At 52.8% G+C, this 25,135-nt stretch carries 24 protein-coding genes; 11 read left to right on the top strand and 13 right to left on the bottom strand.

Annotated elements, in window-relative coordinates:
* Positions 1 to 42 precede the first annotated feature (42 nt).
* Positions 43 to 681 carry a thiopurine S-methyltransferase gene (locus JW499_RS15270; RefSeq protein ID WP_205211394.1) on the bottom strand — a complete coding sequence of 213 codons (639 nt, stop codon included), beginning with the start codon at positions 679 to 681 and terminating at the stop codon, positions 43 to 45.
* Positions 682 to 817: 136 nt separating this feature from the next.
* Between JW499_RS15270 and fabA the strand changes: the two genes are divergently transcribed.
* Complete coding sequence (gene fabA / locus JW499_RS15265; RefSeq protein ID WP_091361787.1) at positions 818 to 1,333, top strand: bifunctional 3-hydroxydecanoyl-ACP dehydratase/trans-2-decenoyl-ACP isomerase; 516 nt, start codon at positions 818 to 820, stop codon at positions 1,331 to 1,333.
* 80 nt (positions 1,334 to 1,413) lie between these two features.
* Entirely contained in the window at positions 1,414 to 2,631 is a 1,218-nt protein-coding gene (fabB, locus tag JW499_RS15260) for a beta-ketoacyl-ACP synthase I (protein ID WP_205211393.1), read from the top strand.
* A gap of 58 nt (positions 2,632 to 2,689) precedes the next feature.
* Here the strand turns inward: fabB and JW499_RS15255 are convergent, their stop codons facing one another.
* The 4 genes from JW499_RS15255 to moaA form a co-directional block, all read right to left on the bottom strand.
* On the bottom strand, positions 2,690 to 3,448 hold the full coding sequence (locus JW499_RS15255; RefSeq protein WP_205211426.1) for a lysophospholipid acyltransferase family protein: 759 nt from the start codon (positions 3,446 to 3,448) through the stop codon (positions 2,690 to 2,692).
* 47 nt (positions 3,449 to 3,495) lie between these two features.
* The gene (moaC, locus tag JW499_RS15250; RefSeq protein ID WP_205211392.1) at positions 3,496 to 3,975 is read right to left on the bottom strand and encodes a cyclic pyranopterin monophosphate synthase MoaC; all 480 of its coding nucleotides are present in this window, start codon (positions 3,973 to 3,975) and stop codon (positions 3,496 to 3,498) included.
* On the bottom strand, positions 3,972 to 5,096 hold the full coding sequence (locus tag JW499_RS15245) for a 1-acyl-sn-glycerol-3-phosphate acyltransferase (protein ID WP_205211391.1): 1,125 nt from the start codon (positions 5,094 to 5,096) through the stop codon (positions 3,972 to 3,974). Before JW499_RS15245 ends, moaC begins: the two co-directional genes overlap by 4 nt.
* 101 nt (positions 5,097 to 5,197) lie before the next feature.
* On the bottom strand, positions 5,198 to 6,208 hold the full coding sequence (moaA, locus tag JW499_RS15240; RefSeq protein ID WP_205211390.1) for a GTP 3',8-cyclase MoaA: 1,011 nt from the start codon (positions 6,206 to 6,208) through the stop codon (positions 5,198 to 5,200).
* A gap of 97 nt (positions 6,209 to 6,305) precedes the next feature.
* Between moaA and JW499_RS15235 the strand changes: the two genes are divergently transcribed.
* Positions 6,306 to 6,671: a SirB2 family protein gene (locus JW499_RS15235; protein ID WP_232846446.1), complete on the top strand. Its 366-nt coding sequence runs from the start codon at positions 6,306 to 6,308 to the stop codon at positions 6,669 to 6,671.
* Positions 6,672 to 6,677: 6 nt separating this feature from the next.
* Here JW499_RS15235 and rfbD read toward each other — a convergent pair whose 3' ends face one another.
* Positions 6,678 to 7,610: a dTDP-4-dehydrorhamnose reductase gene (gene rfbD, locus JW499_RS15230; RefSeq protein WP_205211388.1), complete on the bottom strand. Its 933-nt coding sequence runs from the start codon at positions 7,608 to 7,610 to the stop codon at positions 6,678 to 6,680.
* Between the two features lie 219 nt (positions 7,611 to 7,829).
* Here rfbD and JW499_RS15225 point away from each other — a divergent pair, with 219 nt between their 5' ends.
* The 6 genes from JW499_RS15225 (at position 7,830) to JW499_RS15200 (ending at position 14,742) form a co-directional block, all read left to right on the top strand.
* On the top strand, positions 7,830 to 8,486 hold the full coding sequence (locus JW499_RS15225) for a TetR/AcrR family transcriptional regulator (RefSeq protein ID WP_205211387.1): 657 nt from the start codon (positions 7,830 to 7,832) through the stop codon (positions 8,484 to 8,486).
* 274 nt (positions 8,487 to 8,760) lie between these two features.
* Positions 8,761 to 10,308 (top strand): ABC transporter ATP-binding protein, encoded by a 1,548-nt coding sequence (locus JW499_RS15220; protein WP_205211386.1) that lies wholly within the window; start codon positions 8,761 to 8,763, stop codon positions 10,306 to 10,308.
* A complete protein-coding gene (locus JW499_RS15215) occupies positions 10,305 to 11,414 on the top strand; it encodes an ABC transporter permease (RefSeq protein ID WP_205211385.1) in 1,110 nt (369 codons plus the stop codon). Before JW499_RS15220 ends, JW499_RS15215 begins: the two co-directional genes overlap by 4 nt.
* A 4-nt stretch (positions 11,415 to 11,418) precedes the next feature.
* Positions 11,419 to 12,345 (top strand): ABC transporter permease, encoded by a 927-nt coding sequence (locus JW499_RS15210; protein ID WP_205211384.1) that lies wholly within the window; start codon positions 11,419 to 11,421, stop codon positions 12,343 to 12,345.
* Positions 12,346 to 12,592: 247 nt separating this feature from the next.
* Positions 12,593 to 13,684: a BMP family ABC transporter substrate-binding protein gene (locus JW499_RS15205; protein WP_205211383.1), complete on the top strand. Its 1,092-nt coding sequence runs from the start codon at positions 12,593 to 12,595 to the stop codon at positions 13,682 to 13,684.
* A gap of 95 nt (positions 13,685 to 13,779) precedes the next feature.
* Entirely contained in the window at positions 13,780 to 14,742 is a 963-nt protein-coding gene (locus tag JW499_RS15200; protein WP_205211382.1) for an isopenicillin N synthase family dioxygenase, read from the top strand.
* A gap of 36 nt (positions 14,743 to 14,778) precedes the next feature.
* Here JW499_RS15200 and JW499_RS15195 read toward each other — a convergent pair whose 3' ends face one another.
* From JW499_RS15195 to JW499_RS15185, 3 genes are read right to left on the bottom strand one after another with little or no spacing between them, the layout of a single operon-like run.
* Positions 14,779 to 16,290, bottom strand: coding sequence for a DHA2 family efflux MFS transporter permease subunit (locus tag JW499_RS15195; protein ID WP_205211381.1), 1,512 nt, complete (start codon positions 16,288 to 16,290; stop codon positions 14,779 to 14,781).
* Positions 16,287 to 17,492 (bottom strand): efflux RND transporter periplasmic adaptor subunit, encoded by a 1,206-nt coding sequence (locus tag JW499_RS15190; protein WP_205211380.1) that lies wholly within the window; start codon positions 17,490 to 17,492, stop codon positions 16,287 to 16,289. Before JW499_RS15190 ends, JW499_RS15195 begins: the two co-directional genes overlap by 4 nt.
* 51 nt (positions 17,493 to 17,543) lie before the next feature.
* The gene (locus tag JW499_RS15185) at positions 17,544 to 18,023 is read right to left on the bottom strand and encodes a MarR family transcriptional regulator (RefSeq protein WP_205211379.1); all 480 of its coding nucleotides are present in this window, start codon (positions 18,021 to 18,023) and stop codon (positions 17,544 to 17,546) included.
* A 171-nt stretch (positions 18,024 to 18,194) separates the two neighbouring features.
* Between JW499_RS15185 and JW499_RS15180 the strand changes: the two genes are divergently transcribed.
* Positions 18,195 to 18,653 carry a tellurite resistance TerB family protein gene (locus JW499_RS15180; RefSeq protein ID WP_205211378.1) on the top strand — a complete coding sequence of 153 codons (459 nt, stop codon included), beginning with the start codon at positions 18,195 to 18,197 and terminating at the stop codon, positions 18,651 to 18,653.
* A 473-nt stretch (positions 18,654 to 19,126) separates the two neighbouring features.
* Here the strand turns inward: JW499_RS15180 and ssb are convergent, their stop codons facing one another.
* Entirely contained in the window at positions 19,127 to 19,672 is a 546-nt protein-coding gene (gene ssb, locus JW499_RS15175) for a single-stranded DNA-binding protein (protein ID WP_205211377.1), read from the bottom strand.
* A gap of 172 nt (positions 19,673 to 19,844) precedes the next feature.
* Between ssb and uvrA the strand changes: the two genes are divergently transcribed.
* Complete coding sequence (gene uvrA / locus JW499_RS15170; RefSeq protein WP_205211376.1) at positions 19,845 to 22,679, top strand: excinuclease ABC subunit UvrA; 2,835 nt, start codon at positions 19,845 to 19,847, stop codon at positions 22,677 to 22,679.
* Positions 22,680 to 23,041: 362 nt separating this feature from the next.
* On the opposite strand, the gene rplQ is transcribed toward uvrA, so the two are convergent.
* From rplQ to rpsD, 3 genes are read right to left on the bottom strand one after another with little or no spacing between them, the layout of a single operon-like run.
* Positions 23,042 to 23,434, bottom strand: a complete 393-nt coding sequence (gene rplQ, locus JW499_RS15165) for a 50S ribosomal protein L17 (protein WP_091361824.1) — start codon at positions 23,432 to 23,434, stop codon at positions 23,042 to 23,044.
* A gap of 40 nt (positions 23,435 to 23,474) precedes the next feature.
* On the bottom strand, positions 23,475 to 24,479 hold the full coding sequence (locus tag JW499_RS15160; RefSeq protein ID WP_091361826.1) for a DNA-directed RNA polymerase subunit alpha: 1,005 nt from the start codon (positions 24,477 to 24,479) through the stop codon (positions 23,475 to 23,477).
* Between the two features lie 26 nt (positions 24,480 to 24,505).
* Positions 24,506 to 25,126, bottom strand: a complete 621-nt coding sequence (gene rpsD / locus JW499_RS15155) for a 30S ribosomal protein S4 (RefSeq protein ID WP_091361827.1) — start codon at positions 25,124 to 25,126, stop codon at positions 24,506 to 24,508.
* Positions 25,127 to 25,135 lie beyond the last annotated feature (9 nt).

Below are 25,135 nucleotides of genomic sequence, written 5' to 3'. Positions count from 1 at the left end.
ACATGCTATCCCGCATTGCATTAATATATTCAGAGTGCATATTCAGTCGTCTCCCTTATCCCTCAGGATATAAGCCGACTCCACTTCTGCACGCCCTCCCCGACCAACACCCCTCTGTGCCGTAAGCTTTTCAATGCTAAAGCGATCGCCATAAAGTGCCTGAACCTCGTCCCCGGTTACGGAAAAGGGCGGGCCTTCTGCATCATTGAACTCAAGGGTTATCAACAACATGCCAACGCCGGGAGGCAGCCTTTCTAATAACATCCGGGCATAGCGTTGACGCATCGGTTCAGGAAATGCGATCAGTGCGGCACGATCATAGACCCAGGCGATCTGTTCAAACTCTTCAGCTGGTAGCGCAAAGAAATCCCCACAGAGCAGTCGAAGTCCGTCCTTATGACGCACGATAAACTCACCCACCTGCTGCGCGTCAACCGCTACCGACTGTTCAGACCAGAATGCTTCGCATGCCAGCAGGTTCAATTCAACGCCGGTGACTTCATGCCCCTGCTCCCGCAACCAGAGCATATCCAGGCTTTTGCCACACAACGGCACCAGCACCCGCCCCTCACCAGAGTCTTGCAAATAAGGCCAGTGACGCTGCAGTAAAGGGTTAACCTGCTGCTGATGAAAACCGATGCGGCCGCTACGCCAACGTTCGTGCCAAAATTCGCTGTGCATTTTCTCTGAAGCCCTCAAAAACGACCTAATCTGGCCGAATTTTCCGTTTTTGGTGATACAGGTCGTGATCCCAGACCACTAACCCGGTATAATCCCCCGATATTTTGGCTTAAAAAAAAGTGGATATACAGCTCAGATGACAAAACCTTCCTCATTCAATCGAGAAGAACTTCTTCAGTGCGGTCATGGTGAAATGTTCGGCGAGGGCAATGCACGACTGCCCGTCGGCAACATGTTAATGATGGACCGCGTCACTATGATCACCGGCGAAGGTGGAAAATATGGCAAAGGCTATATCGAAGCGGAGCTGGATATCCATCCTGACCTGTGGTTCTTCGACTGTCACTTTCCAACTGATCCGGTAATGCCTGGTTGCTTAGGCCTGGACGCTATGTGGCAGATCGTTGGCTTCTTCCTGGGCTGGCGTGGCAATAAAGGTCGCGGTCGTGCACTGGGTTGTGGTGAAGTGAAGTTCACAGGCCAGATTCTGCCAACAGCAAAAAAAGTGACCTACCGTATCGATCTGTCACGGGTTATTGAACGTAAACTGGTGATGGGTATCGCTGATGGCTCCGTTTCAGTCGATGGCCGCGAGATATACACTGCGAAAGATCTGCGTGTAGGCCTGTTCGTATCTACCGATAGCTTCTAATCTTATAAGCCTGAATGCAGGCTTTAGCTCTGCTGTAGATCTATACTTACAATGTTTTTACTGAATAAAAGAGGCATCCTATGAGACGTGTCGTTGTTACCGGAATGGGTATCGTATCTTGCCTGGGTACTGATAAAGAAGCCGTCCTGGACTCACTGAAAGAGGGCCGTTCCGGCATCAAATTTCAGGAAGAGTATAAAGAGATGGGGTTTCGCAGCCAGGTAGCTGGCAGTATTGATCTGGATTACACAGACCTGATAGACCGCAAACTGGTGCGTTTCATGGGTGATGCTGCAGCTTATGCGTATCTGTCTATGGAGCAGGCGATCAAAGACGCCAACCTGAGCGAAGATATGGTATCTAACGTGCGCACCGGCCTGGTGGCAGGTTCCGGCGGCGCATCCTCTGCTGATATCGTTGAAACGGCGGATATTCTGCGTACTAAGGGCGTTCGCCGCGTTGGACCTTACCGGGTAACCCGCACCATGGGATCTACCGTTTCGGCCTGTCTGGCAACCCCTTTCAAGATTAAGGGTGTTAACTACTCCATTACGTCTGCCTGTGCTACCAGCGCCCACTGTATCGGTAATGCGATGGAACAGATCCAGCTGAACAAGCAGGATATTGTTTTCGCGGGCGGCGGTGAAGAGCTGCACTGGTCCCTGAGTGTGATGTTTGATGCCATGGGCGCTTTGTCCAGCAAATATAACGACACTCCGGAGAAAGCGTCCCGTGCCTATGATGCCAACCGTGATGGTTTTGTTATCGCAGGTGGTGGCGGCATGCTGGTTCTGGAAGAGCTGGAACACGCCAAAGCCCGTGGCGCCAAGATCTATGGCGAACTGGTCGGTTATGGTGCCACTTCCGATGGCTATGACATGGTTGCCCCGTCCGGTGAAGGCGCTGTGCGCTGTATGCAGCAAGCGATGAGCACCGTTAATGGCAGTATCGATTACATCAACTCCCACGGCACCTCTACACCCGCGGGTGATATTCAGGAGCTGAAGGCGATGAAAGAGACCTTCGGTGATCAGATGCCACCTGTCAGCTCTACCAAGTCACTGACCGGTCATTCTCTGGGCGCTACCGGTGTTCAGGAAGCGATCTACAGCCTGCTGATGATGGAAAACAACTTTATCTGTGCATCAGCGAATATTGAGGAGCTGGATCCTGCGGCGGAAGGCCTGCCGGTTGTCACCGAACGTCGTGACAATGTTGATCTGCAACGGGTGATGTCTAACAGCTTCGGTTTCGGCGGCACTAACTCTACACTGGTGTTCCAGAAATACACCGACTGAGCATTTTAGCCGATAAAAAAAACCGCCTTCCGGCGGTTTTTTTTATTATTCCTGTCTGTTACACAGCATCATCATCGACCACCTTCAGGTCACGCATCTGCGCTTCCAGCCAGCCGATTGAGTCAGTGTGGATCTCATCAACGGAACGATCAGCCACCGGCACAGGAATCCCGACCCGCACCGTAATTGTCCCCGGATATTTGACATAACTTTTGCCCGGCCAGAAGAGCCCGGCATTATGCGCTAACGGCACAACAGGCACCTGAGCACTGGCCGCCAGCATCGCACCGCCTTTATTGAACTTACCCAGTTTGCCGGTTTCGACCCGGGTCCCCTGAGGAAAGATAACGACGTTAATCCCCTCTTCGAGACGCTCTTTACCCTGAGTCAGCAACTGCTTTAAAGCCCCCCGCCGCTTACTGCGATCCAGCGCAATCGGCTTTAACATCCCCAGAGCCCAGCCAAAAAAAGGAATTTTTAACAGCTCCTGCTTCAACACCGCACTCTGCGGACGAATCAGGGTCTGCAAAAAAAATGTCTCCCATTCACTGGAGTGGTTAGCAACCACCACATAGGCCCCTTCACTCCCTGAAGGCAGGTTTTCCCGCCCCTCAACCCGGTATCTGACTCCACAGGTGAGATAGAGCCATAACATGGTGAAGTAGTTCATCAGCGTGAAGAGCTTAAAACGGGGACGAAAGGGCAACGCCCAGCCCACCAGCAGACAGAACGCAGCAAACACCAGGGTGACCGGATAAAAAACAATATAAAAGAGCGTCGCCCGCAGGTATAAAAACAGTGAGGGTTTTCGCATCATCGCCTGATCTTCCTTTTGGGCACTTTCATCAATGTTTACAACAGGTTTCAAGGACTCACCTGCCAGTGGCCACTTTTCCCGCCACGCTTCTCTAACAGTTTAACCTCAGAGATAACCATCCCTTTATCCACCGCTTTGCACATATCATAGATCGTCAGGGCGGCAACCGATGCAGCGGTCAGCGCTTCCATCTCAACCCCGGTCTGGCCTGCCAGTTTACAGGTCGCCAGAATCAACACCGCATCTGACTCCGGCTTAGGCGTCAGTTCAACAGAGACCTTACTCAGCATCAGCGGATGACATAGAGGGATCAGATCAGAACAGCGTTTGGCCGCCTGAATACCGGCGATTCTGGCCACTGCCAGCACATCACCTTTTTTATGTTCTCCCGCCGAAATCATATGCAGCGTTTCGGGCAGCATCTTAACCACAGCCTGAGCTGTCGCCTCGCGGGTGGTGACGGCCTTGCCAGAAACATCCACCATATTCGCATGCCCTTTCTCATCCAGGTGCGTCAAACGGCTCATGCAACCTCCTGAGGTTTCTGTTTATTCAATACCGGATTGGCATACATCTGTCGCAAAATTTTTGCCGCAGACTCGGATAGTCCCTCGGTACGGGCTGCGAACAGCGTTTTCTGCTCATCGCTGATGCTGTCCTGATCAACTCCAGCCGCCAATAAGTTGGAGGGATGCAGATAATAGTTGTCTATAATCTGCCGGTCGATCTCAGTCGCCAGCTCTTCCGGAGTATTCTTATCGGTAATCACGTCGCCAAACGCAACATGCACATGGCCCTTATTGCCGGTAATCCCGGTAACAATACTGTCGATATCTTCAAACTGAGCTTTCTGGTATTCCCCCCCCTGAGACTTGCAATCCAGCTCCTGAGCTTTGGCCCGGTCACAGGGGTCATACTCATAGGAGATTGAAACAGGCACGATTTTTACCCGCTCAAGAAACTCTGCAAAGCTGCGCTGTTTGCGGTGCGCCATATAGAACATTTTCAGAATAGCGGGATCGGTAAAATCATTACCATCCTTAGCCCGCCCTTCCCGCTGCGCAATCCAGACACTCGCCTCATCCTGCACTAACGAGTGGTCAATATAAGCGGACAATTGACCTAAAGCGGTGAGCACCTCCCGCCCTTTCGCCGAACGGTTGACAATAAAACTCTTATTAAGCCGCATCAGATCAGACACATAGGGCTTGCGCAGCAGGTTATCACCAATGGCGATACGCAGGGTATCAAAACCGTTCTGATACAACGCCCAGTTAACAAATGCCGGGTCCATCGCTATATCCCGGTGGTTTGACACAAACAGGTATGCCTCATCCTGTTCAAGATTTTCAATACCGCTGCAGGAAAGACGGCTAGTGGTACGCCCAATCATCTTGGTCATATAGCCGGCAATCAGTAACTGAAAGTCCTGAATACTTTCAATCTCTCCGGTTTTCTGCGCCAGATATATGCGTACTGCGGGTTTCAGCAACCAGCCAAACAGAGATGCCATCTGGGGAAACTGATATCGGGTCAATACTGAGATAAGTTCATCGTCATGGATCAGCCGGTTCAGAACATCACTTACCTCACTATCATGGTAGGGGCGGATATTCTGAAATGGATCATTGATAGAGCTGGCTGCCATTCTGCCTCCTGAGGCACTGCGAATATTAAGGCGGGTATTTTACAGGGAGATAGGAATAATTTCAGCGCACTTTACCAATTCTTTAAATTAATCCATTCAGCTCAGCCTCCGGTCATATTCATAAACCTGACAATCTGTGGTGTTTCATCAGCCAGATCAAAATGATGCTGCTCGGGTTTCAGCTCCATTGCCTGGATCAGATGCTGTTTCAGCACCTCAATATCGCTGGGGTGTTCCCGGATCACCCGGCGCAGATCCATAGAGTGTTCATTGCCCAGACAGAGCAGCAGACGTCCCTCCACGGTCATCCGCACCCGGTTACACTCACTACAGAAATTATGGCTGTGAGGGGAGATAAAACCTATCCGGCTGTCGCTATCGGCCATACGGTAATAGCGGGAAGGCCCGCCGGTTTTCTCATCACTGTCGATCAGTGCATACTCAGCGGAGATCATCTCCAGCAGCTCATCACTGGAGCAATACACCTCGGCACGATCATGTTCGGTGATCGCACCCAGCGGCATCTCTTCGATAAAGGTGATATCCACACCTTTGTGACGGGCAAACGCGATAAGATCCAGTACCTCATCATCATTACGCCCTTTCAACACCACCGCATTGAGTTTAATCCGCTTAAACCCTGCGGCTATCGCCGCATCAATCCCCGCTAATACCTGTTCAAGTCGCCCGGTGCGGGTTAAGCGTTTAAATTTATCCGGCTGCAGACTATCCAGACTAATGTTCAGTCGATCCACTCCCAGCCGTTTGAGATCAGCAGCCATACCGGATAACTGTGAACCATTCGTAGTGATCAGCAGCTCAGCCGGTAGCTGACCCAACTGCTCCACCAGCGTCAGGATCCCCCGCCGTACCAGCGGCTCACCACCGGTAAGACGGATCTTATTCACCCCCAGCTCGACAAAAGCCCGGGCCACCAGATACAGTTCTTCCAGCGATAACACTTCACTGCGGGGCAGGAACTGCATCTCCTCAGCCATGCAGTAGACACAGCGGAAATCACACCGGTCGGTGACCGACAGACGGATATATTCAACTTTCCGGCCAAACCGATCAACCAGTTGAGTGGCACTGTTGTTCTGATTTATCTGCATACCTGGGTAGTATCTCTTGCGTATTTAGGTAAGAATATACCTGATTATTTTAGTCAGTTATTCAATCAATTGTTAGGCGAGTTTTCAAGCAATGTACATGGCACTTAAGCACACCCACATCACCTTTGCCGCTCTGAGCATACTTTTTTTCACCCTGCGCGGGTACTGGATGCTTTCAACACCGGAAAAGTTGCAACAACGCTGGGTCAGAATTGCACCACATATTATCGACACCCTGTTGCTGGTTAGCGCCATCGTCCTCACCATTACCATCAGCCAGTATCCATTTACCCATAACTGGCTGACAGCAAAGCTGATCGCACTGATCGCTTATATAGTGCTGGGCACAATCGCCCTGAAACGGGGGAAAACGAAAGGAATCCGCACACTGGCATTTGTTCTGGCGCTGATCTGCGCAGCCTATATCGTCTGGGTAGCACTGCACCACACTGCGTTTCCCTGAGATCGGCTATGCGGTGATATCGTTAATCTCTTCATTCTGGTACTGCTCCCGAATCATCGCCACCAGTTGACTGCGCCAGGGCAACTGGCGGATACCAAAGTGATTCAGCAGCTTGGTACAGACCAGTACAGAGGAAGCCGGACGTTCAGCATCACTGCCCAGCTCGGCAGAACTGATAGGAATCAGCTTCTCCACTTTCAGTTTTTCATACTGACCAGCCGCGGCCAGCACCGCTTCCGTGAAGCCGTATCGGGTGGTGATCTCTGCACAGCAGTAGTGGTAAGTACCCCAGTTTTCGGCACCATTATGCAACTGCTTCAGTATCGCAACGATCACCCGGGCAATATCACTGGCGGAAGTCGGGCAACCGCGGCGGTCATCCGCGGCAACGATCTCCTCTTCCTGGCGCGCCTGAAGCAGTGCCCGGCGCATAAAGTTATCGCCAATCGTACTGAATACCCAACTGACCCGGAGAATCAGATGACGCGGCAACGCGGCACGCAACACCTCTTCCCCTTGCCACTTACTGTCACCATAAAGCCCCAGGGGGCGTGCCTGGTCATCCTCTTTATAACCACTCTCGTAGTGCCCATCAAAGACATAGTCTGACGAAAGATGGATCAGTGGAATAGATAACTCGCCACAGGCCATCGCCAGATTTTCTACTGCATCCCGGTTCAGTGCATAGCAACGCTCAGACTGAGCTTCAGCCTGGTCAACCGCATTAAACCCGGCGGTATTGATCACATAGTCCGGCAGATGCTCATCCAGCCGTTGCTGCACCTGTTGACGGTTGCTGATGTCCAGTTTCGCATCGGTGAAGGCCACCACAGAAAAGAACGGATCATTCCGGGTTGCCTGATTTAAAAAATAACCAATCTGTCCATCCGCTCCGGTAATTAAAATTTTCGCCGGCGTGGTCAGAAAATCCTGTGTCATTAAGTTACAACTCCAGCAGTTTTGCTTTCAAATCAACGATACCATATCAAAACCATAGCGAAACCAAAAAAGCGACCGGGATGGTAAAGTTTTCTCAAAAAGATCAGCCGCCAGGGCTCCGTTTCCGCTTGGGTTACAAAGAGTCAGAATATATCACCGAACGACGGATTCTTTTACGTTATAATTCTGACGCAACGTTTGGTAATACGAGACCGATTCATGTTGTTAGAGATCAGCTCACATAAGAGCGAAAAACCTGCAGGGCGGATTCGCCAGCGCAATGAACAACGGATTCTGGCAGCAGCCGAGCAGGAGTTTGCCGCCTGCGGCTTCAAAGGGGCCAGTATGCGGGAGATCGCCGCCCGTGCGGAGCTGCCAAAAGCGAATATCCATTACTACTTTAAAAATAAGCTGGGACTCTATTTCGCCGTGCTCAGCGATATTATCGATCTGTGGGATAGCACCTTAAGCAATCTCAAAGCGGAGGATGACGCAGCTCAGAGCCTGACGCAGTATATCCGCAAAAAAATCGAGTTCTCCCGCGACCATCCTCTGGCCTCACGAATTTTCGCCAGCGAGATTATCAGTGGCGGTCCGAATTTAAAGGCTTACTTCTGTGAAGGCTATGAGGAGTGGTTCCGCTCCCGCACCGCGGTGTTCGAGCAGTGGCAACAACAGGGTAAACTGGATGCCAGCATCACCCCAAGCCATCTCATTTTCCTGCTGTGGTCCAGCACTCAGCACTACGCTGATTTTGCCCTGCAGGTTTCGTCGGCACTGGGCAAAAAAAGCCTGGATGACCAGGACTACGAACAAGCGATTAACACCCTCTGCCACATTATTCTCAAAGGCAGTGGCATCACCGGGGATCTGTGAGTCTGCCCCGCCTGCGCCACGCCTCTGCTTGTATGCCTTGCAAAAGTGCAGCGTTATGACACTGGTGAACCGGTCTGGTGCATTGCGACAGGAGATGTTGTCACTCTTCCACACACTACTCCCAGTTGGGTTGTTCAGCGCGAATATTAATCGGCCAGAGAAACAAAAACTGACCATCTGGCCAGTTTTTTGCTTAACTGTAAGATAAACAAGACTCAATCGGCTTGTTTGAGTATAGTTTTCCTTTTCTTCTATCATCGGCGAGGTAGCCCACGTGAAGCAGCATTCACCGCCCCCACGACTCTCCCTGCGCGGCATTACCAAACAATACCCCGGCTGTCTGGCTAACGATGATGTCCACCTGGACATCGCACCCGCAGAGATTCACGCCCTGCTGGGTGAGAATGGCGCAGGGAAAAGCACGCTGATGAAAGTGATCTACGGGCTGGTCAAACCGGACCGTGGCGAGGTGCTCTGGGATGGTTTACCCATCGAGGTAAAGGACCCGGCTCAGGCCCGCAAGATGGGTATCGGCATGGTATTTCAGCACTTTTCACTGTTTGAAACCCTGACCGTGACTGAAAATATCGCCCTGGCACTGGGTGATGATGCCGGCGCACTGGATCAACTGGCAGAAAAAATTCGCACGGTGTCCGAAAAATACGGTATGACGATCAATCCAGAACGGGAGATACATACCCTGTCCGTCGGTGAGCGGCAACGGGTAGAGATCGTCCGCTGCCTGGTTCAGAACATCAAACTGCTGATTCTGGATGAACCCACCTCCGTATTAACCCCTCAGGAGGTGGATAGCCTGTTTATTACGTTGCGACAACTGGCCAGTGAAGGCTGCTCAATCCTGTTCATCAGCCATAAACTGAACGAAGTCAAAGCACTGTGTCATAACGCCACCGTACTGCGGGCGGGCCGCGTTTCCGGCGAGTGCGTTCCCGCAGAAGAAGATACCACCAGCATGGCTAAGCTGATGGTTGGCGATGATACACCGGTCAGCACCACCTACCCAAAAAAACTGAGGAGTACACCGCTGCTCTGTATCTCTGACCTGAATCTGCACAGCGATGATCCGTTCGGGGTGCATCTGAAACATATCAACCTGACAGTGAATGCCGGTGAGATAGTGGGCATCGCAGGGGTCGCCGGTAACGGCCAGGAGGAACTGCTGGCAAGCCTGAGTGGCGAACACCTCTGCCCGGATGGTAAAACCATCACCTTTGCAGGAGATGCTGTGGCTGACCTTCCGCCGGATCAACGACGCCGGTGGGGACTGGGGTTTGTCCCCGAAGAGCGCCTTGGCCGTGGCGCTGTACCGGAGATGAGCCTGACCGAGAATGCCTTACTCACAGGGTTTCTCTCCGGACTGCTCAGCAAAGGGATGGTGGCCTGGAAAAAAGCCGAAACATTTGCCGACCAGATTATCGATCAATACCGAGTCAAAGCCGCCGGCCGCCATGCTCAGGCTGATAGCCTGTCTGGCGGTAATCTGCAAAAATTTATTATCGGCCGGGAGATCATGCAGAACCCCAAAATTCTGATCGCGGCCCACCCCACCTGGGGGGTCGACATCGGTGCAGCAACCGCCATACACAAAGCTCTGATTAGCCTGCGTGATAAGGGAACGGCCATTCTGGTGATATCGGAAGATATCGACGAACTGTTCCTGATATCAGACCGCATCGGTGCAATCTGCAATGGCGCCCTGTCCCCGGTTAAGCCCACACCCGAATCATCAATACAGGAGCTGGGACGGATGATGGCCGGTGATTTTAGCCAGTCCGCCCATGAGGGGAGCGCTACCCTATGATTAAACTCGAACCCCGCGGCGAACGCTCTGCCACCATGGCCTATCTTTCACCGGTATTGGCGGCGTTACTGACGATGCTGACCGGTTTACTATTGTTCACCCTGCTGAACGTTGATCCTGTGGAAGCGCTGATCACAATTCTCTACGTTCCGATCTCTGATACCCACGGGATTGCCGAGCTCTGCGTTAAAACCGCGCCGATACTGCTCTGTGCCATCGGCCTGTCGGTGGTTTTCAAGGCAAAAATCTGGAATATCGGCGCCGAAGGGCAGCTGTTGATGGGCGGCCTGTTCGGCAGTTATATCGCCCTGCAGCTGATTGAAGCAGAGGGCTTCTGGGTTCTCCCCATCGTCCTGATCGCCGGGATCCTGGGCGGTATGTTCTGGGCGGGTATCGCGGCAATCCTCAAAGTGCGCTTCCATACCAATGAGATCCTGACCACCATTATGATGAACTATATCGCCCTCAACATTCTGCTCTGGGCGGTTCATGGGCCACTGAAAGACCCGGAAGGATTCAACTTTCCCGAATCAGCTCTGTTTGGTGATTCTGCCCTGTTACCGGTTTTAATTGAGGGCACCCGGGTACATTTTGGGATGGCGCTGGCACTGTTGGCAGTGGTTGCCGTCTGGGTTCTGATGAGCCGCAGTTTCTACGGCTTTCAGATCAAAGTGATGGGGATGGATGCCGGAGCCGCACGACTGTCAGGCTTTAAAGAGAAACGACTGACCTACTTTGCGCTATTGCTGAGCGGTGGACTAGCAGGCCTGGCGGGCGTCGGCGAAGTGACCGGCCCCATTGGCCAACTGATCCCGCAGATCTCGCCCGGATACGGTTATGCCGCCATTATCGTGGCGTTTCTGGGCCGCCTGCACCCGCTGGGGATATTGCTGGCCAGTCTGCTGATGGCTCTGCTGTATATGGGGGGCGAGATGGCGCAGATCAGCCTTGGATTACCGCTGGCACTCACCGGGCTGTTTCAGGGTATGCTGCTGTTTTATCTGCTGGCCTGCGATGTGCTGATCTCATTCCGGATACGCCTCAACCCCAGAAAAGTAAAAACCAGTGCGCCCTTAACACCTTTAGCGTCTGAGACCCGAGGATAACCCCATGGATATAGATCTGATTACCAATATACTCTACGCCATGATCCGTACGGGAACACCGTTGCTAATCGTGGCGCTGGGAGAGCTGGTGTGTGAAAAAAGTGGCGTGCTGAATCTTGGCCAGGAGGGCATGATGCTGATGGGGGCCGTGGTCGGCTTTATCGTCACTCTGCTGTCTGGCAGCCTGCTACTTGGATTTATTCTGGCGATGGTGGCAGGCGTGCTGATGTCACTTATTTTCGGTCTGATCACCATGGAACTCAGCGCTAATCAGGTTGCTACCGGACTGGCGCTGACCATCTTTGGAACCGGTTTGTCAGCATTTATCGGCAGTGAATTTGTTGGCAAACCCATTGAGGGTCTGGACCCTGTCTTTATCCCGGTACTGACCGACCTGCCCATCATTGGCCGGATGCTGTTTGGCCAGGACCTGATCGTCTATCTCTCCTTTATTCTGTTCGGCGCCGTTTACTGGTTTATCAACCACTCCCGCCCGGGGCTGGTCCTCAAAGCGGTGGGGGAGAACCCTCACGCAGCCAATGCTATTGGTCTCCCGGTCTTCAAAACCCGCTATCTGGCGATCATCTTTGGTGGAGCGATGGCGGGGCTGGCGGGAGGCTATCTGTCGCTGGCGTATACCCCGCTGTGGGCAGAAAATATGTCCGCCGGACGCGGCTGGATCGCCCTGGCACTGGTCGTGTTTGCCAGTTGGAAAGCAGAACGCGTACTCTTAGGCGCTTGGCTATTTGGCCTGGCCAGCATCCTACACCTGGTATTTCAGGGACTGGGCTTTGCGGTTTCGCCCAACCTGCTGGCGATACTCCCCTATTTAGCTACAGTGGTAGTACTGGTGATTCTGTCCAGTAATCAGACCCGCAGTCGGCTGGTGGCACCGATGTCGCTGGGGAATCCGTTTCATGCCAGAGGCTAACACCTGAATTTAGGGATGCTCGGTTTTTGTGATCTGAATTAAAGCAATCACAGAACCCATGCACCAGAATAAGGCAACCTTACCCATTCGATGCCCCCTGGGCAAGCCCTGTTCAGCGGGTTGAGTGGATAACAACGGGACAACCAAAATATGACTAATTGGTCAGATTTTTGCTTAAACAATAACAGCTGACCAACAGGTCAACTTTTTGCCAGTCAAACCAAATGACTCAACAGGAGATGGACGCATGAAACGTCGTCAATTTAACAAACTGGTTACCGGTCTTGCTGCCGGTGTGTGCTTGTCAGCACTCTCGACCCTTTCAGCTCAGGCCGCCGATCCGCTCAAAGTTGGCTTTGTTTATGTCGGCCCGATTGGTGACCACGGCTGGTCATACCAGCATGATCAGGGACGCAAATCCGTTGAAGCGGAGTTTGGAGATAAAGTTCAGACCACCTACGTCGAAAACGTTGCCGAGGGGGCTGATGCCCAGCGGGTGATCTATAACCTGGCGAAAACAGGCCACAACCTGATCTTCACCACCTCGTTCGGCTTTATGAACCCAACGCTGAAAGTCGCTAAGCAGTTCCCCAATGTTGTCTTTGAACATGCCACCGGCTACAAGATGGCGAAGAACCTGGGCACCTATATCTCCAAAACTTTCGAAGGACGTTATGTTGCCGGTTACGTCGCCTCTCAGGTGACCAGGAGCAATAAGATCGGCTATATTGCCTCCTTCCCTATTCCAGAGGTTATTCGCGATATCAATGCGGTACAGCTGGCACTGAACAAATACAACCCCGCAGCGGAACTCAAAGTCATCTGGGTAAACAGCTGGTTTGATCCGGGTAAAGAGGCTGACGCGGCCAACGCCATGATGGATCAGGGAGTTGACGTTATTCTGCAGCATACGGACAGCCCGGCAGCGATGCAGGCAGCAGAACGCCGTGGTATCTACGCGGTAGGCCAGGCCTCTGATATGTCCTCCTTCGGCCCCAACGCCCACCTGCTGTCGGTTGTTGATGAGTGGGGCCCCCACTACATCAGAACCGTTAAAGCGGTTATGGATGGCACCTGGGAAGCGAAAGCCAATGTCGAAGGGATGAAAGAGGGATCGATTGTGATCCCAGGGTTTAATGAAAGCATCCCCGCAGATGTTGTTGCCCATGCAAAAGAGCTGATTGCGGGCATTAAAGATGGCAGCGTTTATCCGTTTGCCGGACCGATCAAAAATCAGGCGGGCGAGCTGGTTGTTGCTGAGGGCGAGCGCCTGAACTATGAAGATCTGGAAAAAATGAACTGGTACGTTGAGGGCATCACGTCTGAGATCCCTAAGTAAGACTCACCTGATTATTAAATAGCGACACCTACAACACCTCCCGCTATCGCCGATAGCGGGAGGCTGGATTCACCAACTGTTGTTTACAAACCCTTATGAATATTCCTCTGATCAATATCGCCAGTTTATATTCCGATGATGAAGCGGCGAAACTGCAAATCGCCCGAGCGATTGATAGCGCCTGCCGGGAAAGTGGTTTTTTCTATATTCAGGGTCACCCTATCAGTAAAGCCCGCATAAACGAGATGCGTGAGCTGTCGAAAGCCTTTTTCGCCCTCCCGGAAGCCGAGAAGGTAAAGATCGATATTACCCGGTCTGCCAACCATCGGGGCTATGGCAGGATGAAAGCGGAGCAGCTGGATCCTGAGCGCCCCGGGGATATCAAAGAGACCTTTGATATGGGACTGAATCTGGCACCAGATCATCCGCTGATCGGACCGGACCGGCCACTCTACGGACCCAATCAGTATCCTCAGTTGCCTGCCTGTTTCCAGCAAAAAATGGAGCGCCACTATTGGGATATGCTGGAGCTGGGTAAAACGATTCTCAGCGCACTGGCAATGGCCTTAGGTATCGACAGGGCTTTTTTTTCCGACAAGTTTGAGCATCCATTGAGTGTACTGCGTTTTATCCACTATCCCGAAGTGCCTCTGGATAATGGCGAGAGACATATCGGTGCGGGTGCCCATACCGATTATGGCTGCATCACCATCCTCTGGCAGGATGAAACGGGTGGTTTGCAGGTACAGGACACAACGGGGGAATGGATCGACGCGCCACCGGTCGAAGATGCCTTTGTTATCAACATCGGCAATATGATGGCGCGCTGGAGTAACGACCGTTACAAGTCGACACCTCATCGGGTTTTCAGCCCCAGCGGACGGGAACGATACTCGATGCCGTTCTTTGTCGAGCCAGACTTTGATACCGATGTCAGCTGTCTGGAAAACTGCTGCGCCCCGGGTGAAACGCCGAAATATCAACCCATCTCTGCAGGCGAGTGGATGATCTACTGCTTCAACAACACCTACGCCTACCGGGCTGAAGAGACCACCTGAAGTGGCCTTCGGTGTGATCCTTCGGCAGCCGCAAGATTAACGGCCCCGGGCAGAACTGAACGGCGGTTTGGCAAACCAGACCGCCGCCATCAGTGCCAGAAAGATCCACCCCAGCAGAGCAAAATAATCCACGGTCGAGATCATATACGCCTGCCCCTCAATCAGATGTTCGATACGGGCATAATTTTGTAGCGAGGGTCCGCCGAGCAGCTCCAGATAGTGCTGGGTTTGCGGACTATAAGCGGTGATATGCTCTGTCAGCAACGCATGTTCAACCGCCGCCTGACGGTGCCACCACCAGGTGGTCAGCGATGATGCAAAACTCCCGCCCAGTACCCGTAAAAAGGTCGCCAGACCTGAGCCATCAGCGATCTCCTCATGTGACAGACTGGAGAGCAGAATCGTTGTCGCTGGCATAAAGAACAGCGCCACCCCCAAGCCCATTCCCAGCTGTACCATAGCGATATGGTAGTAATCAATATCGATGGAAAACGCCGCCCGGGCAAAACTCGACAGTGACATCGCCAGAAACGCCAGGCTGGTGAGCAACCGCATATCCACCCGGTGACCAAACCGGCCCACCACCGGCGACAGAATGACCGGCACAATCCCGATCGGGGCCGCGGCCAGCCCGGCCCACACAGCGGTATAACCCAGCTGCGTCTGCAACCAGACCGGCAACAACAGATTAAGACCAAAAAATGTGGAATAGCCAAGCACCAGAGCAATTGTGCCAAAAGTAAAATTACGGTGACGGAATAAGCGCAAATTGATCACCGGATGCTTTTCGGTCAGCTCCCAGATCACCATAGCGATCAGTGACACCACGGCGACCGCCGCCCCATAGAGCACAAAGTCTGACTCAAACCAGTCCAGGTCATTACCTTTATCCAGCACCACCTGCAGCATCCCGACTCCCAGCACTAACAGCGCCAGTCCAACATAGTCAATCGGCACCTTTTTGGTCTCATCCTGACGTTTGCCCAGCTGCGACCAGACAACCAGCATGGCAAACAGGCCGATGGGCAGATTGATAAAGAAGATCCACGGCCAGGAGTAGTTATCGGTTAGCCAGCCCCCCGAAATAGGCCCCAGAATCGGTGCCACCACAGCCACCATCGCCAGCAATGCCAGCGCCATGCCCCGCCGGGCGGGTGGATAGATCGATATCAGCAGCGTCTGGGCGATGGGATAGAGGGGACCGGCAACAAACCCCTGCAATGCGCGGAAAAATACCAGTTCAGGCAGCGATGTTGCGATGCCGCACAGAAAGGAGGTAAAGATAAACAGACATACCGAGCCAATAAACAGCCGGACCTCACCAATACGCCGCGCCATCCACCCGGTTAGCGGCAGTGCGATCGCATTACACACGGCAAATGAGGTGATCACCCAGGTGCCCTGCTCACTGCTGGCACCCAGATTCCCGGTAATCGATGTCAGGGCAACGTTGGCGATGGTAGTGTCCAGCACCTGCATAAAGGTCGCCAGCGCCAGTCCGATGGTGCAGAGCACCCGGTTTGACGGCATGAATCCGGCGTTACTCATCGGGTCAGTGTCACCTCAGCAGCGGGGTGCTGGTCGGCACTATTATCCCGGATCAGCTGGGCAGCCAGCAGATCCGCTTCCTGAAACCGATGTTCATAGACATCGGTGGTATAACGGGCTTGCCGATGGGGCCTTGTTGCCAACACCTCACCATCCTGCCGGCGCAGATCGACCTGCACCTGAGTCGACATCCCGATACGCAGCGGATGCTGTTGCAGCTCATCACTTTTCAAACCGATTCTCACCGGCACCCGCTGAACAATCTTGATCCAGTTGCCACTGGCGTTCTGCGCCGGCAACAGAGAGAACGCGCCGCCGGTCCCCACCCCCAGGCTCTCGATCCGTCCCTGATAGTGAACCTCATCGCCATACAGATCGGCAACCACATCAACAGGCTGACCTATCTGCATCTTGCGCATCTGAGTCTCTTTGAAATTAGCGCTGATCCATAACTGATCCAGAGGAACCACCGCCATCAGCGGCTGGCCCGGTTCTACCCGGGAACCCGGCTGGACACTGCGCATCGCCACATAACCGCTCACCGGTGCCACCAGATGAGTGCGGGCATAGTTGATATACGCCTGATGCAGCGCGGCTGCCGCTGTCTGGACCGAGGGGTGCGTTGCGATGGTCGTATCCTCGACCAGCGCCAGGGTACTGTTTAACTGCTGCTGAGCACTGGTCAGGGCGTTCTCCGCCTCACCAAGGGCATCACGGGAGTGCGACATCGCCTCCTCTGACAGAGCACCCGCCGAACCCAGTTTGCGCCGGCGATTAAAATCACTCCGTGCCTGTTGTAACTGAAGCTTGCGGGTCTCCACCTGGGCGCGATAATTATCGACGCTGGCAAACAGACCGCGCACCTGACGCACCGCGGTTGCCAGATCGGCTTTCGCCTGCTCCAGAGCGATCGTCGTATCACTGGGGTCCAGCTCAACCAACACCTGCCCCTGCTCCACATAGTCGCCATCATCAACATTAATACGCACCACCGTACCACTTATCTGCGAACCGATCTGTACCCGGTCCCCATCAACATAGGCGTCTTCTGTATCCTCATAAAAACGGCCATAGAGATACTCATAACCAAACACAGCCCCCCCGGTGACCAGCACCACTAAAAACAGGCTGCTTAATAATACCCGGCGGCTCTTTTTTACAGGCTCAGGTTGCTTTTCCGCCTGCTCTATCGCTTCACTCATCGCATCTGTTCCACTTAATTCTTAACTCTGACGCTAGCGCTGCGGACAGCGTCACTCTGGCTCCACCTGTTTATTCCACTCATCCATCAACCCGGTAGGCGCCAGAATTTTTCGGATGATGCGGTACAGTTCACTCAGCTCATCACTGCTCAGCTCACCGGTCAGCTCATTCAGCAGATCCGCGGCCAGCCCATGAACTTCCTGACTCAGCTCTATCCCCTCTTGCGTCGGTTTAAGACGTACCTGTCGCCGGTCATTGGGACAGCGCTCTCTGACCAGTAAATTACGCTGCTCAAGCCGGTCAAGCATGCGGGTCATGGCTCCACTATCGATTGAAAGCAAACGGGTCAACTCTGAAGGGGTATCCACCTGTTCCACCAAAATCAGCCGCATCACCCGAAACTGAGCGCCAGTGATATTGAAAGGCTTGAGGTATTTCTCCAGCAACCGGTCCTTATGCTGGTTCAGCAAAAAGATCAGATGGGCAATACTCAGGCGGGTGGGCACGCTGTCTTCGGTGTAGTGGATCATCGTTTACTCTCTCAAAAAAACCGATATACCTGCCTAGGCAGACATTGTAATGACAAATACTGCCATGGCAGCTAATATTTGTCAAAATAAGCAGCCACGAAACCGTTCCGAACGACACAATGAACTAAGTAGGAGGTTCACTTGTCTACCCGATGTAATGGAGAATGTACGATGATGACAAAGTTCATGTCTTTTCTGGAAACCTTCCTGCCGCCAGAGAGCGACGCTCCCAGCGATCCACAGGCGATTATCTCCCTGGCATCGGCCGCACTGATGGTTGAAGTGCTGCTGTCAGATTATGAGCGTAAACCTGAAGAGCAAAAAACATTGCTGGAGGTCTTGAAAACAAGTTTTTCCCTGGATCAGATCACTGCAGACGAGCTATTGAAACAGGCAGAAAAAGCACAGCGGGACGCCACCGATTACTTCCGCTTTACCTCACAGATTAACGAGATATGTAGCCCTGAGGAGAAGATTTCACTGATTGAAAATCTCTGGCGGGTAGCCTATGCTGATGGCGAGCTGCACCATTATGAAGAGCATGTGATCCGGCGCATCGCCGACCTGATCTACGTCTCACACACTGATTTTATAACTGCGAAACTAAGGGTTATTGAGTCTGTAGGATAAGGCCCTAGGCCCTCTTCTGCAAAGAAGCATCCCTGTCGATTATTTCCACGCAGAGTCACATGCTGAGGCATTCCGGGCAGCCCGCCCTGGGTAATCGGGCCATCCCTGACCTCAAGAAACTAATAGTCGGGGTATATCAGCCTGGTACAGAAAGTGCCGGACGAAAATCAACCAGATTTATAGGTCACTCTTTTATTGATAATCAGGCCAGTGTCGAATGGCGCTGGCCTTTTTCTTTGTGCCGTTCCGCCAGCAGGCCGTGCAGTTGGCTTCAGCCCGAGTGATCCGTTCCTGCCAACGGGCGCGCTGATGGGGCCAATGCACGCAGCAAAGATTTTTTCCTCGGCTCTATCTCTTCCTCGGTGCTCTCTGTGTTCTCTGTGGTAGAGCCTCTTTTCACACCCGTATTCTCCACCGAGATCACCGAGAAAAAAACCCGCAAATGCGGGTTTTCTGTTATAGCCGTGCCGACGTCAGAACGGGATGTCATCATCAAAATCATCCAGCCCCGGAGCAGGCTGCGGTGCAGGATTCTGCCGTGGTTGTTGTGGCGGCTGCTGCGGTTGCTGATAATTTTGTTGCGGCGCCTGCTGTGGCTGATAGTTCTGCTGTGGCGCCTGTTGCGGCGCTTGCTGATAGCCTCCCGCCTGAGGCTGTTGATAACCACCGCTGCCACCATCAGAACGGCCATCCAGCATCTGCATCTCACTGGCAACAATCTCAGTCGTGTAACGATCCTGGCCCTGCTGGTCCTGCCATTTACGGGTGCGCAGTGAACCTTCCAGATACACCTTAGACCCTTTATGCAGGTATTCCCCGGCGATCTCCGCCAGACGGTTAAAAAATACCACCCGGTGCCATTCGGTCCGTTCCTGCTGCTGACCGGTCTGCTTATCTTTCCATGACTCAGAGGTCGCCACCGTGATATTGGTCACCGCATTGCCACTGGGCATATATTTTGTTTCAGGCTCATTGCCCAGGTTACCAATCAGGATGACTTTATTAACACCGCGTGCCATTGATTTCTCCAATTTTCTTTAACTTTTCGCAACGGTTGCTGCACATTTTTTACAGCCAATGCATTGGGGTAAAGCATATCATAAATAACCACGGAAAATATCTTCAGATCAGGTGTTGGCGGCCGGCATAACTCTTTATACTTGTGCTTTTGCATTGGACACGGAAACAACGATGGACAAGATAGTGGTTCGCGGCGCGAGAACACACAACCTGAAAAATATCGACCTTGAGATCCCCCGGGATAAGCTGGTTGTTATTACCGGGCTGTCCGGCTCGGGTAAATCGTCACTGGCATTCGATACGCTCTACGCTGAAGGCCAGCGCCGTTATGTTGAATCGCTCTCGACCTATGCCCGTCAGTTCCTGTCAATGATGGAAAAACCCGATGTCGATCATATTGAGGGGCTCTCACCCGCCATCTCAATCGAACAGAAATCCACCTCCCACAACCCCCGCTCCACCGTGGGCACCATTACCGAGATCTACGATTACCTGCGTCTGCTGTTTGCCCGAGCCGGTGAGCCCCGCTGCCCGGATCACGATCTGCCATTAGCAGCACAAACTGTCAGTCAGATGGTCGACCAGGTTCTTGCGCTACCGGAAGGCACCAAACTAATGCTGCTGGCTCCGGTGATTCAGGGGCGCAAAGGTGAGCACTTACACACTATCAGTGAACTGCGAGCTCAGGGTTTTGTCCGCGTCCGTGTCAACGGCATCGTCTGTGATATCGATAGCATCCCGGAACTGGATAAGAATAAAAAACACCATATTGAAGCGGTGGTTGACCGCTTTAAGGTGCGCGATGATCTGCAGATCCGCCTGGCGGAATCGTTTGAAACCGCCCTGGCGATGACCGACGGCATCGCCACCATCAGCTATATGGATGGCGATGGAGAAGAACTGGTATTCTCTGCCCGCTTTGCCTGCCCCAAGTGTGGCCACAGTATTCAGGAACTGGAACCCCGGATGTTCTCGTTCAACAACCCTCACGGTGCCTGTTCATCCTGTGACGGTTTAGGCGTGAAGCAATTTTTTGACCCCAGGAAAGTCGTTTCCGATGACTCTCTGACACTGTCCGAAGGGGCTATCAGAGGCTGGGATCGCCGGGCACTCTATTATTTTCAGCAACTCAAAGCGGTGGCCGAGCATTATGGCTTTAATATGGACACACCGTTCCGGGAGCTGACGGCCAAACAGCAAAAGATGATTCTGGAAGGCAGCGGAAAGGATAATATCGCCTTCCGTTACCTCAATGACCGTGGCGATGTGATCAGCAAATCTCACCCCTTTGAAGGAGTACTGAACAACCTCTCACGCCGCTATCGCGAGACAGAATCCGATATGGTGCGTGAAGATCTGGCCAAATATATCAATATGCAGGAGTGCCCCGCCTGTGATGGTAGCCGACTGAGACGCGATGCACGCCATGTGTATATTGATGAGAAAACCCTGCCGGAACTGGTACGTCTTTCCATTGGTGATAGCTGTGATTACTTCGATAACCTCCATCTGACCGGCAAGCAGGGAGAGATCGCTGAGAAAATTCTCAAAGAGATCCGTTTGCGACTGGAGTTTCTCGTCAATGTGGGTCTTGATTACCTGTCGCTGGAACGCAGTGCCGAAACCCTGTCGGGTGGTGAGGCCCAGCGTATCAGACTGGCCAGTCAGATCGGTGCCGGCCTTGTGGGCGTCATGTATATTCTCGATGAGCCCTCAATCGGCCTGCATCAGCGGGACAATGACCGGCTTTTGAAAACACTGATCCACCTGCGGGATCTGGGTAATACCGTCATCGTGGTGGAGCATGATGAGGATGCCATCCGTCTGGCGGACTACGTTATCGATATCGGCCCCGGTGCAGGTGTGCATGGTGGCGAGATTATCGCCCAGGGCACACCGGCGGAGCTGATGCAGTGCAGCGAATCGATGACCGCCGACTATCTGTCGGGTCGACGCCGGATTGAAGTGCCGGTTGAGCGCCATCAACCGGATGGTCGCTGGTTACAGCTGCATGGTGCCACTGGCAACAACCTTAACAGCGTCAATCTGGATATCCCGCTGGGACTGTTAACCTGTGTCACCGGTGTTTCTGGCTCAGGTAAATCCACCCTGATCAACGGCACCCTCTATCCGATTGCAGCCACCGAGCTGAATGGCGCCACGACTCTGGATGCCGCCCCTTATAAAGAACTGAAAGGGATGGAGTTACTGGACAAGGTGATCGATATCGATCAGAGCCCGATAGGCCGGACACCCCGGTCAAACCCGGCCACCTACACCGGTATCTTTACCCCAATCCGTGAACTGTTTGCCGGCACTCAGGAAGCCCGTTCCCGCGGTTATAAACCGGGACGCTTCAGCTTTAACGTTAAAGGCGGCCGCTGTGAGGCCTGTCAGGGCGACGGAGTGATCAAGGTGGAGATGCATTTCCTGCCGGACATCTATGTCCCCTGTGACGTCTGCAAGGGCAAGCGTTACAACCGGGAAACCCTGGAAGTTAAATACAAAGGCAAAAGTATCCATGAGGTACTGGAGATGACCGTTGAAGATGGTCGTGAGTTTTTCGACGCCATCCCTGCCCTCGCCCGCCGCCTGCAAACCCTGATTGATGTAGGTCTCTCCTATATCCGTCTGGGACAAGCGGCCACCACCCTATCTGGCGGTGAAGCACAGCGGGTGAAACTGGCCAAAGAACTGAGCAAACGGGACACCGGTAAAACCCTCTATATCCTCGACGAACCGACCACCGGCCTGCACTTCTACGATATCCAGCAACTGTTGAATGTCCTCTATCGTCTACGGGATCACGGTAATACAATCGTGGTTATCGAACACAACCTGGATGTGATTAAAACCGCCGACTGGATCGTCGACCTTGGTCCGGAAGGCGGCACCCGCGGCGGACAGATCATCGCCACCGGTACGCCGGAAGCGGTTGCAGATATTGCAGGATCGTATACCGGGCAGTTTCTTAAGCCGTTGCTTGAAAAACAAAGAAGTTGCTAGAACGTCGCTGCGCGGGATAAAAGCAGAGAAGTTGCTAGAACGTCGCTTCGCGACTCGCTAGACGCGGCTGCGCCGCTTGCTAGTGGCTCGAAAAAACGTGAAGAGCAGAAAGGCTGATGTTTTGTGCATCGGCCTTTTTTAGTAATAATCGAGACAAAGTATTACGGATTTCCCAGCAAGTCCCGAAGGGACGTCTAACCACTAGCAGGAAGCGTAGCTTCCGTTCTTGCCAGCACCGCAGGTGCGTTCTGCTTTTATCCGTTCTAGCGAGCGCCGCAGGCGCGGTCTGCGGGTGTTTTTGAGCCCGTTTTCCAGGCAAAAAAAACCCGGCCAAAGCCGGGTTTTTGTGAGAGTCGAAGAGATTAATCTTCTGAATCTTCTACCGCTACAGCATCAGCTGGACGGTCAACCAGTTCAACGTAAGCCATCGGCGCGTTGTCACCTGCACGGAAGCCACATTTCAGAATGCGAACATAACCGCCCGGACGACCTTCGTAGCGAGGACCCAGTTCGTTAAACAGTTTTCCGACAGCTTCTTTGCTGCGGGTACGGGCAAAGGCCAGACGACGGTTTGCAACCGAGTCTACTTTTGCCAGTGTGATCAGAGGCTCAGCAACACGACGCAGCTCTTTAGCTTTAGGCAGCGTGGTCTTGATGAGCTCATGTTCGAACAGGCTGACAGCCATGTTCTTGAACATTGCTTTACGGTGCGCACTTGTACGATTAAAGTGGCGACCTGATTTACGATGACGCATCTTTTTATCCTTGCCAAACTGTTAGGTTTAAAACCGCAGATCAGGAAGCGACTTTATCGTCGTTTCTGATGCTCGCCGGTGGCCAATTTTCCAGGCGCATACCAAGCGACAGACCTTTAGACGCCAAAACGTCCTTGATCTCGGTCAGCGATTTCTTACCCAGGTTCGGAGTCTTAAGCAGTTCTACTTCGGTACGCTGAATCAGATCACCGATATAGTAGATCTGCTCTGCCTTCAGACAGTTGGCGGAACGTACAGTCAGCTCCAGATCATCAACCGGACGCAGCAGGATCGGATCGATCTCTGGTTCTTCCGGTTCATCGTTAACCTGATCCTTACCACCTTCCAGATCTACGAATACAGCCAGTTGCTGCTGCAGAATTGTTGCAGCACGACGGATGCACTCTTCCGGATCGATAGTACCATTGGATTCAATGTCAATAACCAACTTATCTAAGTCAGTACGCTGTTCAACACGTGCGCTTTCAACCACATACGAAACCAGGCGAACCGGGCTGTAGGTAGCATCGAGTTGCAGGCGACCGATGGTCCGTGACTCGTCTTCATCAGATACACGCGCATCAGCTGGCACATAGCCACGACCACGCACGATCTTCAGTTGCATGTTAAGGCTTGCACCTTCGCTCAGGTGAGCGATGACATGCTCTGGATTCGCGATTTCAACGTCCTGATTCAGCTGAATATCAGCTGCTGTAACAGGACCCGCTTCGCTCTTAGACAGAGTCAGGGTTGCTTCGTCACCATTGTGCAGCGCGACTGCAACACCTTTCAGGTTGAGCAGGATTTCAATAACGTCCTCCTGCACACCCTCGATGGTGCTGTACTCATGCAATACACCCTCGATCTCTACTTCAGTGATGGCACAGCCAGGCATAGAAGAGAGAAGGATACGGCGTAGCGCATTACCCAGCGTATGGCCAAAACCGCGCTCCAGTGGTTCCAAAGTAACTTTTGCACGAGTTGCACTAATTTCCTGAACGTCGATGTGACGGGGACTTAGAAACTCGTTTACTGAACGCTGCATAGTTCCACCAATTAAGAAGTCAATATTTACTTAGAGTACAGTTCGACAATCAGCTGCTCGTTGATATCAGCAGACAGATCGCTACGCTCTGGCAGGGACTTGAAAGTACCTTCCATCTTAGCAGCATCAACTTCTACCCATTCAACAGAGGTGCGCTGAGAAGCCAGCTCAAGTGCGTGTTTGATGCGCAGCTGAGTCTTAGACTTTTCACGAACGGCAACCACATCACCAGCTTGCACCTGGTAAGAGGGAACGTTCACGGACTGACCGTTAACTGTAATCTGGCGATGAGAAACTACCTGACGTGCTTCAGCACGGGTAGATCCAAATCCCATACGATAGACAACATTGTCTAGACGCCCTTCCAGCAACTGAAGCAGGTTAGTACCAGTCGCTCCAGAGCGACGGGCAGCTTCCTTGTAGTAGCTGCGGAATTGCTTTTCAAGCACGCCGTAGGTACGACGAACTTTCTGTTTTTCACGAAGCTGTAAACCGTAATCAGACAAACGACCACGACGAGCGCCATGTACACCTGGAACATTTTCAGCTTTACACTTACTGTCCAGAGCACGAACACCGCTCTTCAGGAAAAGGTCGGTACCTTCACGGCGAGACAGCTTACATGTTGGTCCTAAATAACGAGCCATATTATTACT

The organism is Amphritea pacifica (assembly GCF_016924145.1).
In the GTDB taxonomy this organism is placed as follows: domain Bacteria; phylum Pseudomonadota; class Gammaproteobacteria; order Pseudomonadales; family Balneatricaceae; genus Amphritea; species Amphritea pacifica.
The sequence above is the reverse complement of the archived record's forward strand: the minus strand, read 5'-3'. Positions and strand labels throughout refer to the sequence as shown.

Bases quoted from the DNA above. Each gene is read 5' to 3' on its own strand.
- JW499_RS15200 (WP_205211382.1), top strand. From the start codon at position 13,780: ATGAATATTCCTCTGATCAATATCGCCAGTTTATATTCCGATGATGAA.
- JW499_RS15270 (WP_205211394.1), bottom strand. From the start codon at position 681: ATGCACAGCGAATTTTGGCACGAACGTTGGCGTAGCGGCCGCATCGGT.
- JW499_RS15245 (WP_205211391.1), bottom strand. From the start codon at position 5,096: ATGGCAGCCAGCTCTATCAATGATCCATTTCAGAATATCCGCCCCTAC.
- JW499_RS15225 (WP_205211387.1), top strand. From the start codon at position 7,830: ATGTTGTTAGAGATCAGCTCACATAAGAGCGAAAAACCTGCAGGGCGG.
- JW499_RS15235 (WP_232846446.1), top strand. From the start codon at position 6,306: ATGGCACTTAAGCACACCCACATCACCTTTGCCGCTCTGAGCATACTT.
- JW499_RS15185 (WP_205211379.1), bottom strand. From the start codon at position 18,023: ATGATCCACTACACCGAAGACAGCGTGCCCACCCGCCTGAGTATTGCC.
- uvrA (WP_205211376.1), top strand. From the start codon at position 19,845: ATGGACAAGATAGTGGTTCGCGGCGCGAGAACACACAACCTGAAAAAT.
- rfbD (WP_205211388.1), bottom strand. From the start codon at position 7,610: ATGACACAGGATTTTCTGACCACGCCGGCGAAAATTTTAATTACCGGA.
- moaA (WP_205211390.1), bottom strand. From the start codon at position 6,208: ATGCAGATAAATCAGAACAACAGTGCCACTCAACTGGTTGATCGGTTT.
- rpsD (WP_091361827.1), bottom strand. From the start codon at position 25,126: ATGGCTCGTTATTTAGGACCAACATGTAAGCTGTCTCGCCGTGAAGGT.
- moaC (WP_205211392.1), bottom strand. From the start codon at position 3,975: ATGAGCCGTTTGACGCACCTGGATGAGAAAGGGCATGCGAATATGGTG.
- JW499_RS15190 (WP_205211380.1), bottom strand. From the start codon at position 17,492: ATGAGTGAAGCGATAGAGCAGGCGGAAAAGCAACCTGAGCCTGTAAAA.
- ssb (WP_205211377.1), bottom strand. From the start codon at position 19,672: ATGGCACGCGGTGTTAATAAAGTCATCCTGATTGGTAACCTGGGCAAT.
- JW499_RS15195 (WP_205211381.1), bottom strand. From the start codon at position 16,290: ATGAGTAACGCCGGATTCATGCCGTCAAACCGGGTGCTCTGCACCATC.
- JW499_RS15215 (WP_205211385.1), top strand. From the start codon at position 10,305: ATGATTAAACTCGAACCCCGCGGCGAACGCTCTGCCACCATGGCCTAT.
- JW499_RS15180 (WP_205211378.1), top strand. From the start codon at position 18,195: ATGATGACAAAGTTCATGTCTTTTCTGGAAACCTTCCTGCCGCCAGAG.
- fabB (WP_205211393.1), top strand. From the start codon at position 1,414: ATGAGACGTGTCGTTGTTACCGGAATGGGTATCGTATCTTGCCTGGGT.
- JW499_RS15160 (WP_091361826.1), bottom strand. From the start codon at position 24,479: ATGCAGCGTTCAGTAAACGAGTTTCTAAGTCCCCGTCACATCGACGTT.
- rplQ (WP_091361824.1), bottom strand. From the start codon at position 23,434: ATGCGTCATCGTAAATCAGGTCGCCACTTTAATCGTACAAGTGCGCAC.
- JW499_RS15255 (WP_205211426.1), bottom strand. From the start codon at position 3,448: ATGATGCGAAAACCCTCACTGTTTTTATACCTGCGGGCGACGCTCTTT.
- fabA (WP_091361787.1), top strand. From the start codon at position 818: ATGACAAAACCTTCCTCATTCAATCGAGAAGAACTTCTTCAGTGCGGT.
- JW499_RS15205 (WP_205211383.1), top strand. From the start codon at position 12,593: ATGAAACGTCGTCAATTTAACAAACTGGTTACCGGTCTTGCTGCCGGT.
- JW499_RS15210 (WP_205211384.1), top strand. From the start codon at position 11,419: ATGGATATAGATCTGATTACCAATATACTCTACGCCATGATCCGTACG.